This is a genomic window from Olsenella sp. An188 (assembly GCF_002160255.1).
In the GTDB taxonomy this organism is placed as follows: domain Bacteria; phylum Actinomycetota; class Coriobacteriia; order Coriobacteriales; family Atopobiaceae; genus Thermophilibacter; species Thermophilibacter avistercoris.
Genome location: NZ_NFKF01000001.1, coordinates 19449 through 34333 on the forward strand (window position 1 = coordinate 19449; position 14885 = coordinate 34333).

13 protein-coding genes are annotated in these 14885 nt (G+C 69.5%); 4 read left to right on the plus strand and 9 right to left on the minus strand.

The genetic code is table 11. The features are described 5' to 3' along the window. Positions 1–19 precede the first annotated feature (19 nt). A complete protein-coding gene (gene pta, locus B5F23_RS00125) occupies positions 20–1006 on the minus strand; it encodes a phosphate acetyltransferase (RefSeq protein ID WP_087350104.1) in 987 nt (328 codons plus the stop codon). A 192-nt stretch (positions 1007–1198) separates the two neighbouring features. Between pta and glf the strand changes: the two genes are divergently transcribed. Both glf and B5F23_RS00135 read left to right on the plus strand, forming a co-directional pair. Further along, the gene (gene glf, locus B5F23_RS00130; protein WP_087350107.1) at positions 1199–2401 is read left to right on the plus strand and encodes a UDP-galactopyranose mutase; all 1203 of its coding nucleotides are present in this window, start codon (positions 1199–1201) and stop codon (positions 2399–2401) included. A 65-nt stretch (positions 2402–2466) separates the two neighbouring features. After that, entirely contained in the window at positions 2467–3501 is a 1035-nt protein-coding gene (locus tag B5F23_RS00135; protein WP_087350110.1) for a glycosyltransferase family 2 protein, read from the plus strand. Between the two features lie 215 nt (positions 3502–3716). Here the strand turns inward: B5F23_RS00135 and B5F23_RS00140 are convergent, their stop codons facing one another. From B5F23_RS00140 to ppk1, 7 genes are all read right to left on the minus strand, one after another. Continuing rightward, positions 3717–4721, minus strand: coding sequence for a P1 family peptidase (locus B5F23_RS00140; RefSeq protein ID WP_241145746.1), 1005 nt, complete (start codon positions 4719–4721; stop codon positions 3717–3719). Next, the gene (locus B5F23_RS00145; RefSeq protein ID WP_087350113.1) at positions 4714–5349 is read right to left on the minus strand and encodes a Maf family protein; all 636 of its coding nucleotides are present in this window, start codon (positions 5347–5349) and stop codon (positions 4714–4716) included. Before B5F23_RS00145 ends, B5F23_RS00140 begins: the two co-directional genes overlap by 8 nt. Positions 5350–5427: 78 nt before the next feature. Next, complete coding sequence (locus B5F23_RS00150) at positions 5428–5613, minus strand: ferredoxin (RefSeq protein WP_087350116.1); 186 nt, start codon at positions 5611–5613, stop codon at positions 5428–5430. Between the two features lie 461 nt (positions 5614–6074). Next, entirely contained in the window at positions 6075–6269 is a 195-nt protein-coding gene (locus tag B5F23_RS00155; protein WP_087350120.1) for a hypothetical protein, read from the minus strand. Between the two features lie 56 nt (positions 6270–6325). Beyond that, a complete protein-coding gene (locus tag B5F23_RS00160; RefSeq protein ID WP_087350123.1) occupies positions 6326–7108 on the minus strand; it encodes a nucleotidyltransferase domain-containing protein in 783 nt (260 codons plus the stop codon). Between the two features lie 39 nt (positions 7109–7147). After that, a complete protein-coding gene (gene rlmD / locus B5F23_RS00165) occupies positions 7148–8440 on the minus strand; it encodes a 23S rRNA (uracil(1939)-C(5))-methyltransferase RlmD (RefSeq protein ID WP_087351318.1) in 1293 nt (430 codons plus the stop codon). 50 nt (positions 8441–8490) lie between these two features. Further along, on the minus strand, positions 8491–11010 hold the full coding sequence (gene ppk1 / locus B5F23_RS00170; protein ID WP_087351321.1) for a polyphosphate kinase 1: 2520 nt from the start codon (positions 11008–11010) through the stop codon (positions 8491–8493). Between the two features lie 136 nt (positions 11011–11146). Here ppk1 and B5F23_RS00175 point away from each other — a divergent pair, with 136 nt between their 5' ends. Together B5F23_RS00175 and argF are read left to right on the plus strand one after the other, a co-directional pair. Beyond that, positions 11147–12427: an arginine deiminase gene (locus B5F23_RS00175; protein ID WP_087350126.1), complete on the plus strand. Its 1281-nt coding sequence runs from the start codon at positions 11147–11149 to the stop codon at positions 12425–12427. An 82-nt stretch (positions 12428–12509) separates the two neighbouring features. After that, positions 12510–13508, plus strand: coding sequence for an ornithine carbamoyltransferase (gene argF / locus B5F23_RS00180; RefSeq protein WP_087350129.1), 999 nt, complete (start codon positions 12510–12512; stop codon positions 13506–13508). A gap of 197 nt (positions 13509–13705) precedes the next feature. Here argF and trpS read toward each other — a convergent pair whose 3' ends face one another. Then, positions 13706–14755 (minus strand): tryptophan--tRNA ligase, encoded by a 1050-nt coding sequence (gene trpS, locus B5F23_RS00185; RefSeq protein ID WP_087350132.1) that lies wholly within the window; start codon positions 14753–14755, stop codon positions 13706–13708. Positions 14756–14885: the final 130 nt, after the last annotated feature.

The following is a 14885-nucleotide window of genomic DNA, read 5'->3' on the forward strand; positions in this document are numbered from 1 at the left end:
TTCTCGCCAGGGCCTGAGCTTACTCGCTCATCTGCGCCTGGACGGAGGTGATGGCCACCACGCCCACGATGTCGTCTGCGGAGCAGCCGCGGGACAGGTCGTTCACCGGCTTGGCGATGCCCTGCAGGATGGGGCCGTAGGCCTCGGCGCGGCCGAAGCGCTGGACCAGCTTGTAGCCGATGTTACCGGTCTCGAGGTTGGGGAACACGAGCACGTTGGCGTGGCCGGCCACGGCGCTCTCCGGCGCCTTGAGCGCGGCCACCTCGGGCACGATGGCGGCGTCGAGCTGCAGGTCGCCGTCGATGGCGAGCTCGGGGGCCTTCTCCTTGGCGAACTTGGTGGCCTCCTGGACCTTCTTGGCTGTGTCGCCGCCGGCCGAGCCCATCGTGGAGTAGGAGAGCATGGCCACCTTGGGCTCGACGTCGTCCATGAACGTGGCGAAGGAGTTGGCCGAGGCGATGGCGATCTCGGAGAGCTCGTCGGAGGTCGGGTCGATGTTGAGGCCGCAGTCGGCAAAGACAAGGGTGCCGTCCTCGCCGAACTCGGGGGTCTGCGTGCACATGACCATGAAGGCGGAGACGAGCTTGGTGCCCGGGGCGGTCTTGAGGATCTGGAGCGCCGGACGCAGCGTGTTGGCGGTGGAGTGGCAGGCGCCGGAGACCAGGCCGTCGGCGTCGCCCATCTTGACCATCATGGTGCCGTAGTAGGTGGCGTCCATCATCTGGGCGCGGGCCTGCTCGATGGTCACGCCCTTCTTGGCGCGCAGCTCGGCGAACTTCTGGGCGTAGGCCTCGTGCCTGGGGGCGGTGGGCGAGGTCGGGTCGATGACGGTCACGCCCTCCACGTCGATCTTGGCCGGGTCGCCAAGGATGACGAGGTCGGCGAGGTCCTCGGCCACGATCTTGCGCGCGGCCTCGATGGTGCGCGGGTCCTCGCCCTCAGGCAGGACGATCGTCTTCTTGTAGGCCTTCGCGGCGGCCTTCATCCGTGCGAGAAAATCGCTCATGTGCGCTCCTTCACAAAACGCTCGAATCCTTGCGCGCTCACGCCGCAAATATGTGCAGGTTGGCGGTGCGGGCGCACGCCCGGGACCATTATAGGGGCGAGGTGCTAGAATCGAGCGGACGATTGGGCGAGCGCGCTCGTCCTTCTCGCCGTGTGCGGGGCGCGCCCCCGGAGCTTGCAGAGAGGATTATCAATGGGTATCGAGAACGGTCTGCCCGCGGGCTTCTCGCCCGACGCCTATGACGCGATCATCGTGGGGGCAGGCTATGCCGGCGCCACCTGCGCGCGCCGCCTGGCCGAGTCGTGCGGCTTCAAGGTCTGCGTGCTCGAGCGCCGCGACCACATCGCCGGCAACGCCTACGACTACACCGACGAGGCGGGCGTCCTCGTGCACAAGTACGGACCGCACATCTACCACACCGTCAACGACCGCGTGAACGAGTTCCTCTCCCGCTTCACCGAGTGGACCGACTACCAGCACAAGGTCCTGGCCAACATCCACGGCACGCTCATGCCGGTGCCCTTCAACCACCGCTCCCTCAAGCTCGCCTTTGGCGAGGAGAAGGGCGAGAAGCTCTACCAGAAGCTCGTGGCCACCTTCGGCGAGAACAAGAAGGTGCCGATCATGGAGCTCCGCGAGAAGAACGACCCGGAGCTCGTCGAGGTCGCCGACTACGTCTTCGAGAACGTCTTCCTCCACTACACGATGAAGCAGTGGGGCCAGACGCCCGACCAGATCGACCCGTCCATCACCGGCCGCGTGCCCGTCTTCGTCGGAGACGACGACCGCTACTTCCCGGGCGCCCCGCACCAGGGCATGCCGGCCGAGGGCTACACCGCGCTCTTCGAGCACATGCTCGACCACGACCTCATCGACGTCTTCCTCGGCGTGGACGCCCGCGAGGTGCTCGGCGTCACGGAGACGAGCGTGAGCGTGTGCGGGCGCCCCTACGGCGGCGAGATCATCTACACCGGCCCGCTTGACGAGCTCTTTGGCCTCGACCTCGGCGCGCTGCCGTACCGCACGCTCGACATGGTCTTCGAGACCCTGGACATGGACCAGTTCCAGCCCGTGGGCACCGTCAACTACACCACGAGCGAGGACTTCACGCGCATCACCGAGTTCAAGAACATGACCGGCCAGGTGGTGCCCGGCAAGACCACCATCATGAAGGAGTACTCCAAGGCCTACACGCCCGGCTCCGGCGAGACCCCCTACTACGCGATCCTCGAGGACGAGAACCTCGAGCTGTACCGCCGCTACCGCGAGCGCGTCTCCGGCCTGGTGAACTTCCACTGCGTGGGGCGCCTGGCGGAGTACCGCTACTACGACATGGACGGGGTCGTGGCCTCAGCGCTCGACCTCTCCGACGAGATCATCGCCCAGCACAACTAACGTAGACGCTCGCGCGCGTCGGGCCCCGGAAGGGGCCCGACCCATGCCTGCGGACAAGGACTGACATGAACAAGACCATCACCTTCGGCATCCCGTGCTACAACTCCGCCGCCTACATGGACCACTGCATCGAGTCCATCCTGGAGGGCACGGGCTATGCCGAGGACGTCGAGATCATCATCGTGGACGACGGCTCGGCCAAGGACGAGACGCCCGCCAAGGCCGACGAGTGGGCCGAGCGCCACCCCAAGATCATCCGCGCCATCCACCAGGAGAACGGGGGCCACGGCGCCGCGGTCATGCAGGCCGTGCGCAACGCGAGCGGCGTCTACTTCAAGAACGTCGACTCCGACGACTGGGTGGACGCCGAGGCCGTGAGCGCGCTTCTCGCCCAGCTGCGCCACTTCATCGAGCTCGGGGAGCACGTCGACCTCGTGATCACCAACTACGTCTACGAGCACGTGGAGGACGACACGCGCAACGTGGTTGACTACCGCCGCGTGCTGCCGGTGGGCAAGGTCTTCACCTGGAACGACATGGGCCACTTCATGATGTGGCAGTACCTGCTCATGCACGCGCTCACGTACCGCGTGGACGTGCTGCGCGAGGCCGGGCTCGACATGCCGCCGCACACCTTCTACGTGGACAACATCTACGCCTACGTCCCGTTCCCGGCCTGCCGCAGCATCTACTACCTCGACGTGGACGTCTACCGCTACTTCATAGGGCGCGAGGACCAGTCCGTCAACGACAAGGTCCTCACGAGCCGCGTGGACCACTACTGGCGCGTGGCGCGCGTCATGATGCACGCCTACCACGTCTACGACGACATCTCCTCGGCCAAGCTGCGCAGCTACATGATGAACTACTTCACGATCATCATGGCCATCTGCTCGGTCTTCTCCAAGAAGAGCGACCGTCCGGACGCCATGGACGAGCTGCAGAGGCTCTGGGACGAGCTCAGGGCCTACGACCACCGGATGTACCGCCGCGCGCGCCACGGCGTGGTGGGGCTCGCCACCAACCTGCCCGGCACCGTGGGCAGGGCGCTCACGCTGGCGGGGTATCGCGCCGCGCAGAAGCTCGTGAAGTTCAACTAGCGCCCACCTGCGCGGTCCGGTCCCATCTGGGATAGTTGACCCTCCCAAACCCACGTTCTTCTCGTCAGATCGTTGGTTTGGGAGGGTTCAGTTTGCTTAATGCCGCCTAAACCTACGGACCGAGTCGATAAACGTGGGTTTGGGGGGGGTGACATAGATGGCGCGGGCACGGGGTGTCCGTTTTGAGGGACAGGGGAGAAGAACCTCGGGGAACGTCACCCCTGCGAGCCGCCGAGGTCGCGCGCCGCGGGGTAGCCGTGGGCGCCCTCGGCCTGGCGCGCACCGTCGGCTATGGCGCGCCCGAGCGCGCGGACGGCCAGGGCGCCCACCGCGTCCACGGGCGCCTCAACCGCGCCGGTCGCCATCACGAAGACGGTGTCGCCGTCGTTGGTGGTGTGGGTGGGGGAGATGGCGTGCGCGTAAGCGTCGGCCGCCATCTGCGCGACCTTGGTGGCCTGCGCCTTGGTGAGACGCGCGTTGGTGACTACGCAGGAGATGGTGGTGTTGGTGCGCTCGAGCGGCATCTGGGCGTACCCGCCGAGAAGGGCATCCGTGCTGCTCGCGAGCGCGCGGCCGTCCTCGGTGCGCATCCCCGCGACCATCTCGCCCGTGTCCGGGTCGCGCACGTCGCCGCAGGCGTTCACGGCAGAGACCGCGCCGCAGACGAGCTCTCCGGCGCACTCGACGTCCTCCCCGAGGCCGGACTTCATCGCACGCCCCGGACCTGCCAGCTTGCCCACGGTGCAGCCTGCCCCTGCGCCCGCGTTGCCGCGCTCCAGCGGCTCCCCGGCGCGCCCGAAGGCCGCCGCGCACGCCGCGCGGCCCTCCTCGACGCCGGGCCGGACGTGCGGGTCGCCGCACGCGAGGTCGAACAGGCACGCGCCGGAGACGATCGGCACGCGCGCCACGCCCACGTCGAGGCCGTAGCCGCGGCGCTCGAGCTCCTCGGCCACGCCGCAGGAGGCGGCCAGTCCGTAGGCGCTGCCGCCCGAGAGCACGACGGCGTGCAGCACGTCGACGGTCTCCTCGGGGCGAAGCAGGTCGGTCTCGCGCGTGGCGGGCGCGCCGCCGCGCACGTCCACGCCTCCCGTCGCGCCCTCGGGGCAGACGATGACGGTGCAGCCCGTGGCCGCGTCGGGCAGCGTGGCGTGGCCGGCGAGGATGCCGGGGATCTGCGTGACGCTCGTGATGGCGCGCTCGGCGCCCTTCTCGCTAGGCAAGGGGTCCTCCCTCTCTGATCGAGGCGGCAACAAGGTCCTGGGTGCCGAGCAGCCTCCCGAGCTCGCGCACGAGGCGCGCCACCGGCAGCCCGACGACGTTCTGGTAGTCTCCCGAGATGCGGCGCACGAGCAGGCGGCCCGCCCCCTGGATGCCGTAGGCGCCCGCCTTGTCCAGCGGCTCGCCGGAGTCCACGTAGGCGGCGACCTCCTCGTCCGTGAGGTCCCAGAAGGTGACGTCGGTGGTCTCCACGAAGCTCGTGCGGGCCGTGGGCTCGCCGGCGGGGGAAAGCGCCACGAGGCACGCGCCGGTCGAGACGTGGTGCGTGCGACCCGAGAGCTCACGCAGCATGCGCGTGGCGTCGGTGGCGTCGGCGGGCTTGCCGAGCACGTCGTCTGCGGTCCAGACGATGGTGTCGGCGGCCACGAGCGCGCCCTGCCCCGCGAGGCGCGCGGCCCCGAGCCCGGCGAGCGCCGCCTCGGCCTTCTCGCGCGCGAGGCGCTCGACGAGCTCCACGGGCCTCTCGCCGGGGAGGCGGGACTCGTCTATGTCCGCGGGCGCGAGCGAGAGCTCGAAGCCGGCCTGCTCCAGCAGCTCCCTGCGGCGTGGCGACTGCGAGGCCAAGATCATGGGCAACCTCCAAACGTGCCTACAAAAAAGGCGGGAGCCGCAACGCGACCCCCGCCAAGCGTGCTGAGTGCGCCCGAGCTACTCGACCGTGATGGCGGAGACGGGGCAGTTGTCGGCAGCCTCCTGGCAGCTGTCCTCGGCGTCCTCGGGGACGTCCTCCTCGATGGCGACGGCGACGCCGTCGTCGGAGATGGAGAAGACGTCGGGGCAGGTGCCCTCGCAGAGCCCGCAGCCGATGCAATCCTCGTTGACCGTAGCCTTCATGTTGGAATCCTCTCTCCTGCCTGGGCCCCCTGCCCAGGTCTTGCTATTTTTTTACACGTTTCCGCCCCCGTGCGCAACTGTTAGCGGCGTATAGCCAAAAATGGCTCTCAGACGGCCCTGAGCTGGGATTATATTCCTAGCTGCAGAGTGGGTTTTGCTTGGCTCCGCGGGCCGGGCGGCCGCCCCGCCCGTGGGGCTCCCGCCCGCGTTGCCCTGCCCGTTCCGCACCCGCCTGCGTTGCCCTGCCCGTTCCGCACAATTCCGGAATTGTGCGCCCGCGGGCGGGCACTTGAGTGCAAAGCGCCAGTTGAGGTCCTTCTCGCGCTTAGATAATCGGGGTTGTCCGGGGCACTATCCGCACAATTTGGGAATTGTGCGGACTCAAGTTCACGGACGCAAGCTGAGAGAGGCGAGAAGAACCTCAGAAATGTGCGCCCCGACGCTCGGAGGCACTGCGCGCGCTACGGCGTGGCCGTCGCGGCCAGACGCAGAACAAGCAGGTCGTCGCGTGTCCAGCTCACGATGAAGCCGCACTTCTCGGCGACCCGACGGCTTGCTGCGTGACTGGGGGAGCACTCGATGACCGCATCTCGCCCGCCCGCGTGCGCCCGGGCGGCGAGAAGCGCCGTGAGGGGCCCGAGGTCCTTCTCGGTCATGCGGCGTATCGAGAGCGTGAGGCCTCCGTCTCCTGCTGCCCAGGCGGATCGCCGCGTCAGCGCCCGGCGGGGAAGAGCGTCGTGCCCAGGCCCGAGCGAACCCACTCCCAGAAGCGGAGGTCAAGCTGCGCACGCAGGGACGGCCCCGCCTCGGCGAGAAACGCGCCGAGTGCCTGCGTCAGGAGCCTGGCGGCCCGCGGCAGCTCCGGCCCGCTCAGGTGGGCGTAGATACCCTCCAGCAGGCGGTAGCGCTCCGGCGACACGATCTGGTTGAGCTTCTTGAGGCCGAGAAACGCGTGGGTCGGGTCGTCCGACCAGCGCAGCAGGACGGCGGCGGACCCGGCGGCGTCGCCTAGGATCTTGGCCGCCCACGCGTAGTTGTCGCGGCGATAGGCGCTGTCGGCCTCCACGATGCCGTAGAGCGCGCTCGAGAAGAGCCGTGCCAGGGTCTCGTCGCTCACCGCCGCGCGCTCCCATGCGAAGCCCTCGAACAGGCCACTCGGGTCGCTCCACACGCGGATGGGGTCCTCGTGGCCGATCTCCTCCCTCAGCGCCACGTAGAGGTCAACGTGGGTCGCGTCGTCGAAAATTGCCACGAGCTGCGGTAGCCCGAAGCTCACCTCCTCGAGAAAGACCGGCTCGTCGAAGGCGGCCAGGTATGCTCGCCGCCGCGCGAGCACGGCCTCTCGCGCGGCGGGCGAGGCCACGAGGTAGAGGTCGACGTCAGAGAACGCGTCCTCGTCACCGCGGCCGAACGAGCCCTTGAGAAGCGCTGCCTCGACGAGCCCGTCGGCCATGGCCGCCCCGGCTATGGCATCTATGGCCTCGGTCTGTCTCATGTCGCTGCCACGTCCTCTCGGCGATGCCCCGAGCGCCCCCTACGCGCGCTCGAGCAGGGTCACGGTCTCCACGTGGAAGGTCTGCGGGAAGAGGTCGACCGGCGTCACGCGCCTCGGCGAGAAGGTCCCGGCCAGCTCGAAGCGGGCGAGGTCGCGCGCCAGGGTGGCGGGGTCGCAGCTCACGTAGGCGATCGCGCGTGCGGGCCGCTCGGAGAGCTGCCTCACCACGTCCTCGGCCAGCCCCGCGCGCGGCGGGTCCACCACGATGACGTCCGCGTCGGTGTCCGGGAACTCGAGGCCCGCGTCGCCGCCGATGGGGTCGACGTTGTCCAGCCCGGCGGACTCCAGGTTGCGACGCAGGTCGCGCACGGCCGGGCCGTAGGACTCCACCGCGCTCACGAAGCCCGCGCGCCGCGCGAGCGGCAGCGTGAAGGTGCCGGCTCCGCAGTAGAGGTCCATGGCCTCCTCGTCCTCGCCGGGCTGCAACGCGTCCATCACGAGCTCGACGAGCTTCTCGGCGCCGCGGGTGTTGACCTGGAAGAAGCTCGGGGCCGAGACGCGCATGCGCTCGGAACCCACCTGCTCGCCCCAGGAGCCCGCCCCCGAGAGGCACTCCACGCCGGCGATCCGGCGCGCCTTGGCGGGTCCCTTCTGCATGACGCGCACGACCGAGGTGGGCCTGAGCGCGTCGGCGAGCACCTTGGACGCCTGCGCGCGCGGGAAGGCCCCCGGGCGACCCCAGAGCGCCACCTCCACCTCACGCGTGCGGCGCGAGACGCGGATGCCAACGCGCTCGAGGTCGAGGCCGTGACTGCCCGCGAGGTAGCCGAGCGCGCCCGAGACGGCGCGCACGGCCTTGGCGTGGCGCCCGTCCAGAAGCGGGCACTCCTTGACGCGCACCACGCCCTCGCCGGCGGCCGCGTGCATCCCGAGCGCGGGGCGCCCTCCCTCGGTCGCCACCGCGAGCTCGACCTTGTTGCGGTATCCCCAGGGCTCGCCCGGCGAGACGATCGGCGCCACGAGGCCCTCGGCCCGCTCGGCGCCCATGTGGGCGATGCGCGCGAGGGAGTCGACCACGCCGGAGCGCTTTGCCGCGGCCTGGGCCTCGTAGGAGAGCGAGGCCCAGGGGCAGCCGCCGCAGACGCCCGCGTAGGGGCACGCGGGGGCCACGCGGTCGGCCGAGGCCTCGAGCACCTCGACGGCGCGCGCGTGCGAGAAGCGCCCCTCGTCGCGGTCCACCACGGCGCGCACGCGGTCCCCCGCCACGGCGCCCGAGACGAAGACGGTCTTGCCGTCCGCGTCGTGGGCCACGGCGTCGGGCCCGTAGCTCATTCGCTCGGCGAGAAGGACGACCTCCCGCGTCTCGACGCCCTCCTCCCGGCTCACTCGTCACCCCCGCCGAAGAGGGTCCCGAAGGCCTGGCCGAAGAGGGAGAGCGCGCGGGAGACGCGCCCGCGCCTCGGGGCGGCCGGCGCAGGCGGGACGGGGGAGGGCGTCTCCTCGCGGCGCGGGGCGGCAACGGCCTCCTCGGGCGCGAGGGGCTCCGGGTCCGTCGTCGCGGGGACGACCTCGACGTAGCCGTCGGCCGCGGCCTCCTCCTCCGCCGCCTCCTCGCGCACGGGCGCGAGCGCCGGGGCGGCGTCGGGGACCGGCTCGATGCGCTCGGCCTTGCGCGCCGCGGCGCGCTCCTCGACTGCGGCGCGTGCGCGCTCGTAGGCCTCGCGCAGCAGGACCTCCTGGCAGTTGACGCGCGGCGCGCCCTCCTCGCCCTCGACGTGGGCCCACGTGCCGTCCGCGGTGAGCTGGCGCGCCTTGACGTTGTCGGAGAGCTGCAGCTTCACGAAGTGGCGCACGATCTCGGAGCACGCGGGGTCGCGCACGGGGTAGGCGATCTCCACGCGTCGCTCGGTGTTTCTCGTCATCATGTCCGCGCTCGAGAGGTAGATCGTGTCCATGTACTCGCCGAAGGCGTAGATGCGCGCGTGCTCGAGGAAGCGGCCGGCGATCTGGCGCACGACGAGGCCGTCGGTCTTGCCCGGCACGCCCGCCTTGATGCAGCAGATGCCGCGCACGATCATGACCACCTGGACGCCCGCCTCGCAGGCCTCGGAGATCTTGTCGATGACGTCGCGGTCGGTGAGCGAGTTCATCTTGAGGACCACGCGCGCCGGGGCGCCCTCGCGGGCGCGCGAGATCTCGCGGTCGAGCCCGCGCATGACGAGGGGCTTGAGCCCGACGGGGGCGACGCCGAGGTGCTTGTAGGAGCCGCGGAGGTTGCCGAGCGAGAGGTTGCGGAAGAAGGTGTTTCCGTCGGCGCCGATGCCCTCGTCCGCGGTCAGGAGCATGAAGTCGGAGTAGAGCTTGGCGGTCTTCTCGTTGAAGTTGCCCGTGCCGAGGCAGGTGATGCGGGAGATGCCGTCGCGGTCGTGGTAGGTGATCTGGCAGATCTTGGAGTGGCACTTGAAGCCCTCCGAGCCGTAGATCACGGTGCAGCCCGCGTCCTCGAGGCGCTCGGCCCAGGCGATGTTGTTCGCCTCGTCGAAGCGGGCGCGCAGCTCCATGAGCACGGTGACGTCCTTGCCCGCCTCGGCGGCGGCGATGAGGCTCTCGCACAGGTGCGAGCTCTTGGCCACGCGGTAGAGCGTGATCTTGATGGAGATGCAGGCGTCGTCGGCCGAGGCCTCGCGCACGAGGCGCAGCAGCGGCGTCATGGACTCGTAGGGGTAGGTGAGCAGGACGTCGTGGTCCTCGACCTGCCCGCGCATGGGCAGCGAGAGGTCGACCATCGGAGAGACCTGCGGCTCGAAGGGGCGGAAGACGCAGGCGGCGTGCTCGTGGTCGGGGATGTGGGACTCGAGGCCGTAGACGTAGCCCAGGTCGATCGGGCGCTCGAGGCGGAAGATGCGGCGCGGCTCGAGGGAGAGCTCGTCGGCGATGAGGCCCTCGAGCGCCTTGCCCAGCTTGCCGCGGATCTCGAGGCGCACGGGCTGGAGGCGCTGGCGGAGCTTGAGGACCTTCTTCATGTGCTGGCGGTAGTCCTCCTCCTCCTCGACGCCCTCGCCGTCCGGGTCGATGTCGGCGTTGCGGGTCACGCGCAGCACCGCGGAGCGCTTGGGGACGTAGTCGCCGAAGCACTGGTCGAGGTTGGTCTCGAGCACGTCCTCGAGCAGGGTGTAGCGCCAGGCCTTGGGGGAGGAGGGCAGCGCGACCACGCGCGCCTCGGTGGCCGGCACCTCGATGATGCCGAGAAGCCCCGTCTCCTCGCGGCCGTCGAGCGAGCAGGCCACGAAGAGGCGGCCGTTGCGCAGGTTGGGGAAGGGGTGGCGCGGGTCCACGATGAGCGGGGAGATGATCGGGGCGAGCCGGCGGTCGAAGTGGCGCGCCACGGCGGCGCGGTCGGCCTCGGTGTAGTCGCCGGGGGAGACGCGCACGAGGCCCTTCTCGGCGAGCTGGGCCTCGACCTCGGCGAGCGCGCGCTCGTGGCGGCCGATGAGCGGGGGCAGCGTCTCGAAGATGGCGTCGAGCTGCTCGGCGGGCGTCATGTTGGACTTGTTGTCCTTGGGCTGGTTCTTGAGCGAGGCGAGGTCGGAGAGGCCTCCCACGCGGATCATGAACCACTCGTCGAGGTTGGACTCCACGATCTCGCAGAACTTCAGGCGCTCGAAGATGGGCACCTCGGGGTCGTAGGCCTCGTCGAGGATGCGGTCGTCGAAGCGCAGCCAGCTGACCTCGCGGTTCTGGGTGTAGGAGAAGTCGCGCTTCTCCGACTTGGCGGAGCCCTTCTCCTTCTGGCCGCCCTTCTCGCCCTTGCCGTGGTCCTTCTCGCCCTTGGGACGCTCCGCCCTCTCGGCGTGGTCGCCCCTCTCCGCGCGAGCGGCCTTCTCGGAGATCTCCTTGCTCATGGGCATCGTGCCCCTCTCGTCTCGCGGCGCCCCCGGCGCCGAAATATGGCATCTCTTGATGATAGCAGCCGCGGGCGTGCGGGGCGCGGGCCCCTGCGTTATGGTTGTGAAAGGAAACGCGCTTTCGGGAGGTGCCATGTGCGAGGGTCTCAACGTCCGCTCGGAGATCGGGCGTCTGCGCAAGGTGATGCTGTCACGGCCCGGCGCCGAGCTGCTGAACCTCTCTCCGGACACGCTCGCCCCGCTGCTGTTCGACGACATCCCGTTTCTGGAGGAGGCACAGCGCGAGCACGACGCCTTCGCCCGGATGCTCTCCGAGGAGGGCGTGGAGGTGCTCTACCTCGACGAGCTCGTCGCCGAGGCGCTCGACGCCGTCCCGGGGGCGCGCGAGGAGTTCTGCGAGCGGTGGCTCGACGAGTCCGGCCTGTGCGCCGCCTCGGCGCGCCGCGCGGTGCGCGAGCTGCTGGACGACGTCGAGGACACGCGCTCTCTCGTGGACCGCTGCATCGCGGGCGTGCGCGCCGACGAGCTCGACCTCGCCCCGTCCTCGGCGTCCTCCCTCGCCGACCTCATGCTCACCGACGGCAACGCGGGCTCCCCGCTCGTAATCGACCCGATCCCCAACGTCTACTTCACGCGCGACACGTTCTCGGTGATCGGCTCCGGGGTCTCGCTCAACAGCATGCTCACGTCCACGCGCCGCCGCGAGGGGCTCCTCGGGGAGTTCGTCTTCCGCTACCACCCCGAGTACGCCGGCGCGCCCCTGTGGTACCGCCGCGACGACGCGCACAACATCGAGGGCGGCGACGTGCTCGTCTTGGGCGCGGACGTGGTGGCCGTGGGCATCTCCGAGCGAACCTCGGCGGCCGCCATCGACGTGCTGGCGCACCGGCTCCTGTGGGGCTCGGCCCCGGGCGAGGCGCGGGGCGCGCGGGCGGGGGAGTCCGGGATCGGCCGCGTGATGGCCTTCTCGATACCGCACAAGCGCTCGTTCATGCACCTCGACACGGTGTTCACCCAGGTTGACGTCGACACCTTCACCGTCCACCCCGGCATCCTGGGGACGCTGCACGTCTTCGAGCTCACGCGCGGCGCGCGCGAGGGGGAGGTGCGCATCCGCCGGCTCGACGACACGCTCGACACCATCCTGGCCCGCGCGCTCGGCCTCGACGCGGTGCGCCTCGTCAAGTGCGGCGGGGACGACCCCATAGCCGCGGCGCGCGAGCAGTGGAACGACGGCTCCAACACGCTCGCGGTGCGCCCGGGCCGCGTGATGGTCTACCAGAGAAACGCGGTCACCAACGACATCCTGGACCGCGCGGGCGTCGAGCTCCTGGAGATCCCCTCGGCCGAGCTCTCGCGCGGCCGCGGCGGCCCGCACTGCATGTCCATGGCCTTCTGGCGAGACGACCTGTAGGGCGGCGGCGAGAAGCGCGCGCCGCGGACCCAGCGCTGCGGTACAATCGGGGCCAGCCAAAGCACCCCGAAGGGAGAACAACATGCCCGTCAGCCTTTCCGGACGTCACTTCCTGAAGCTCCTCGACTTCACGCCCGAGGAGATCCGCTACCTCATCGACCTCTCGGCCGAGCTCAAGGCCAAGAAGCGCAGCCACGAGCCGCACCGCTACCTCGAGGGCAGAAACGTCGCCCTCATCTTCGAGAAGACCTCCACGCGCACGCGCTGCGCCTTCGAGGTGGGCGCCGCCGACCTCGGCATGCACGCCGTCTACCTGGACCCGAGCGCCTCGCAGATCGGCAAGAAGGAGTCCATCGCCGACACCGCGCGCGTGCTCGGCCGCATGTTCGACGGCATCGAGTACCGCGGCTTCGGCCAGGAGCGCGTCGAGGAGCTCGCCGAGTACGCGGGCGTCCCGGTGTGGAACGGCCTCACCACGGAGTTCCACCCCACGCAGATGATCGCCGACGTCCTCACCATGGAGGAGGAGTTCGGCCGCGACGGCATGCGCGGCCGCAAGGTCACCTTCATGGGCGACGCGGGCAACAACGTGGGCAACTCGCTCATGGTGGTCTGCGCCAAGCTCGGCATTGACTTTTGTGCCTGCGGGCCGGCCGAGCAGATGCCGGACGCCGCGCTCGTGGAGCAGTGCCGCGCCGTCGCGGCCGAGACGGGCGCCACGATCACGCTGACCGAGAGCGTCGACGAGGGCGCTGCCGGCGCGAGCGTCATCTACACCGACATCTGGGTCTCCATGGGGGAGTCGGCCGACCTCTGGGGCGAGCGCATCCGCCTGCTCTCCCCGTACCAGGTCAACGCCGAGCTCATGGCCAAGGCCGCGCCCGACGCGATCTTCATGCACTGCCTGCCGAGCTTCCACGACCGCAAGACCACCATCGGCGAGGAGGTCTTCCAGAAGTTCGGCCTGCCCGAGCTCGAGGTGACCGACGAGGTCTTCGAGGGGCCGTGCAGCCGCGTCTTCGACGAGGCCGAGAACCGCCTGCACTCCATCAAGGCCGTGATGTACGCCACGCTCAGGTAGGTGCGCGTCGGCGGTGCTGCGCCGCGCCAAGGTCCGAGCTATGCACGAGCAAGCCCGCACTTCTCGCCGGTTGAGAAGTGCGGGCTTGCCGTCTACCTGCTGGTATACAGCATGAAATCGCCCAACTCCGAGTTTTGCTCGTGCACAGCTCGAAGTTGGGCGGAGGCCCCGCGCGCAGGGGCGAGAAGGACCGTGCGCTAGTACACCATGCCCATGGCCTCGCGGACCTCGTCGAGCGTGGCCGCGGCGATCTCGCGGGCGCGGCGGTTGCCCTCGGCGAGGACGTCGGTGACGTAGCCCATGTCCTTCTCGATCTGGGCGCGCCGCTCGCGGATGGGGGCGAAGTAGTCGTTGACGGCCTGGGTCACGTACCTCTTGAGCTGGCCTGCGCCGCCCATGCCGATCTCCTCGGCAATCTCGCGCGGGTCGCGCCCGGTGCAGATGCCGGCGGTGGTGAGCAGGCCGGAGATCTCCGGGCGGCTCTCCGGGTCGAAGGTGATCATGCGCTCGGAGTCGCTCTTGGACTTCTTGATGAGCCTGGCCGTCTCCTCCGCAGTCATGGAGATGGAGATCGCGTTGCCGTAGGACTTGCTCATCTTGCGCCCGTCGAGGCCCGGCAGCAGCGGCGTGGAGGTGAGGAGCCCCACCGGCTCCGGGAAGACGTGGGCGTAGCGCTCGTTGAAGCGGCGGGCGATCTTGTCGGTGATCTCGATGTGGGGCAGCTGGTCGCGGCCCACGGGCACGATGTTGCCCTTGCAGAACAGGATGTCGCAGGCCTGGTGCACCGGGTAGGTGAGCAGAAGGCCCGTGAGCGCGTGGCCGGAGGCCTCCTGCTCGGCCTTGACGGTGGGGTTGCGCTCCATCTCTGCCTCGGTCACGAGGGAGAGGAACGGCAGCATGAGCTGGTTGAGCTCGGGCACCGCGGAGTGCGTGAAGATCATCGTCTTGGCCGGGTCGATGCCGCAGGCCAGGTAGTCGATGACCATGTTGTAGACGTTGTCGCGGATGTGCTCGGTGGTGTCGCGGTCGGTGATGACCTGGTAGTCCGCGATGATGATGTTGGTGTTGACGCCCATGTCCTGCAGGCGCACGCGGTCCACGAGCGTGCCGAAGTAGTGGCCCAGGTGCAGCCGGCCCGTCGGGCGGTCGCCCGTGAGCATGGTGTAGTTCCCCGCGTTGGCGAGAAGGTCGGCGTGGACCTCGTCGCTCCTTCGCTTTGCCGCCTCGTAGCTTCCCTCGTTGGGCATGATCGCTCCCGTTTCTCTCGCGCGTGCTCAGTCGGCTCACTATGGTACGGCAAACCGGCGCCGCTGTGGACCGAGCGTCAGCGCAACCCTGCTAGAATGGAGCAATTGCAGTCCGAGACGCGAGGGGAGG

Coding starts and splice junctions, on each gene's coding strand:
- pta (WP_087350104.1), bottom strand. CDS start 1,006: ATGAGCGATTTTCTCGCACGGATGAAGGCCGCCGCGAAGGCCTACAAG.
- glf (WP_087350107.1), top strand. CDS start 1,199: ATGGGTATCGAGAACGGTCTGCCCGCGGGCTTCTCGCCCGACGCCTAT.
- B5F23_RS00135 (WP_087350110.1), top strand. CDS start 2,467: ATGAACAAGACCATCACCTTCGGCATCCCGTGCTACAACTCCGCCGCC.
- B5F23_RS00145 (WP_087350113.1), bottom strand. CDS start 5,349: ATGATCTTGGCCTCGCAGTCGCCACGCCGCAGGGAGCTGCTGGAGCAG.
- B5F23_RS00150 (WP_087350116.1), bottom strand. CDS start 5,613: ATGAAGGCTACGGTCAACGAGGATTGCATCGGCTGCGGGCTCTGCGAG.
- B5F23_RS00155 (WP_087350120.1), bottom strand. CDS start 6,269: ATGACCGAGAAGGACCTCGGGCCCCTCACGGCGCTTCTCGCCGCCCGG.
- B5F23_RS00160 (WP_087350123.1), bottom strand. CDS start 7,108: ATGAGACAGACCGAGGCCATAGATGCCATAGCCGGGGCGGCCATGGCC.
- rlmD (WP_087351318.1), bottom strand. CDS start 8,440: ATGAGCTACGGGCCCGACGCCGTGGCCCACGACGCGGACGGCAAGACC.
- ppk1 (WP_087351321.1), bottom strand. CDS start 11,010: ATGAGCAAGGAGATCTCCGAGAAGGCCGCTCGCGCGGAGAGGGGCGAC.
- B5F23_RS00175 (WP_087350126.1), top strand. CDS start 11,147: ATGTGCGAGGGTCTCAACGTCCGCTCGGAGATCGGGCGTCTGCGCAAG.
- argF (WP_087350129.1), top strand. CDS start 12,510: ATGCCCGTCAGCCTTTCCGGACGTCACTTCCTGAAGCTCCTCGACTTC.
- trpS (WP_087350132.1), bottom strand. CDS start 14,755: ATGCCCAACGAGGGAAGCTACGAGGCGGCAAAGCGAAGGAGCGACGAG.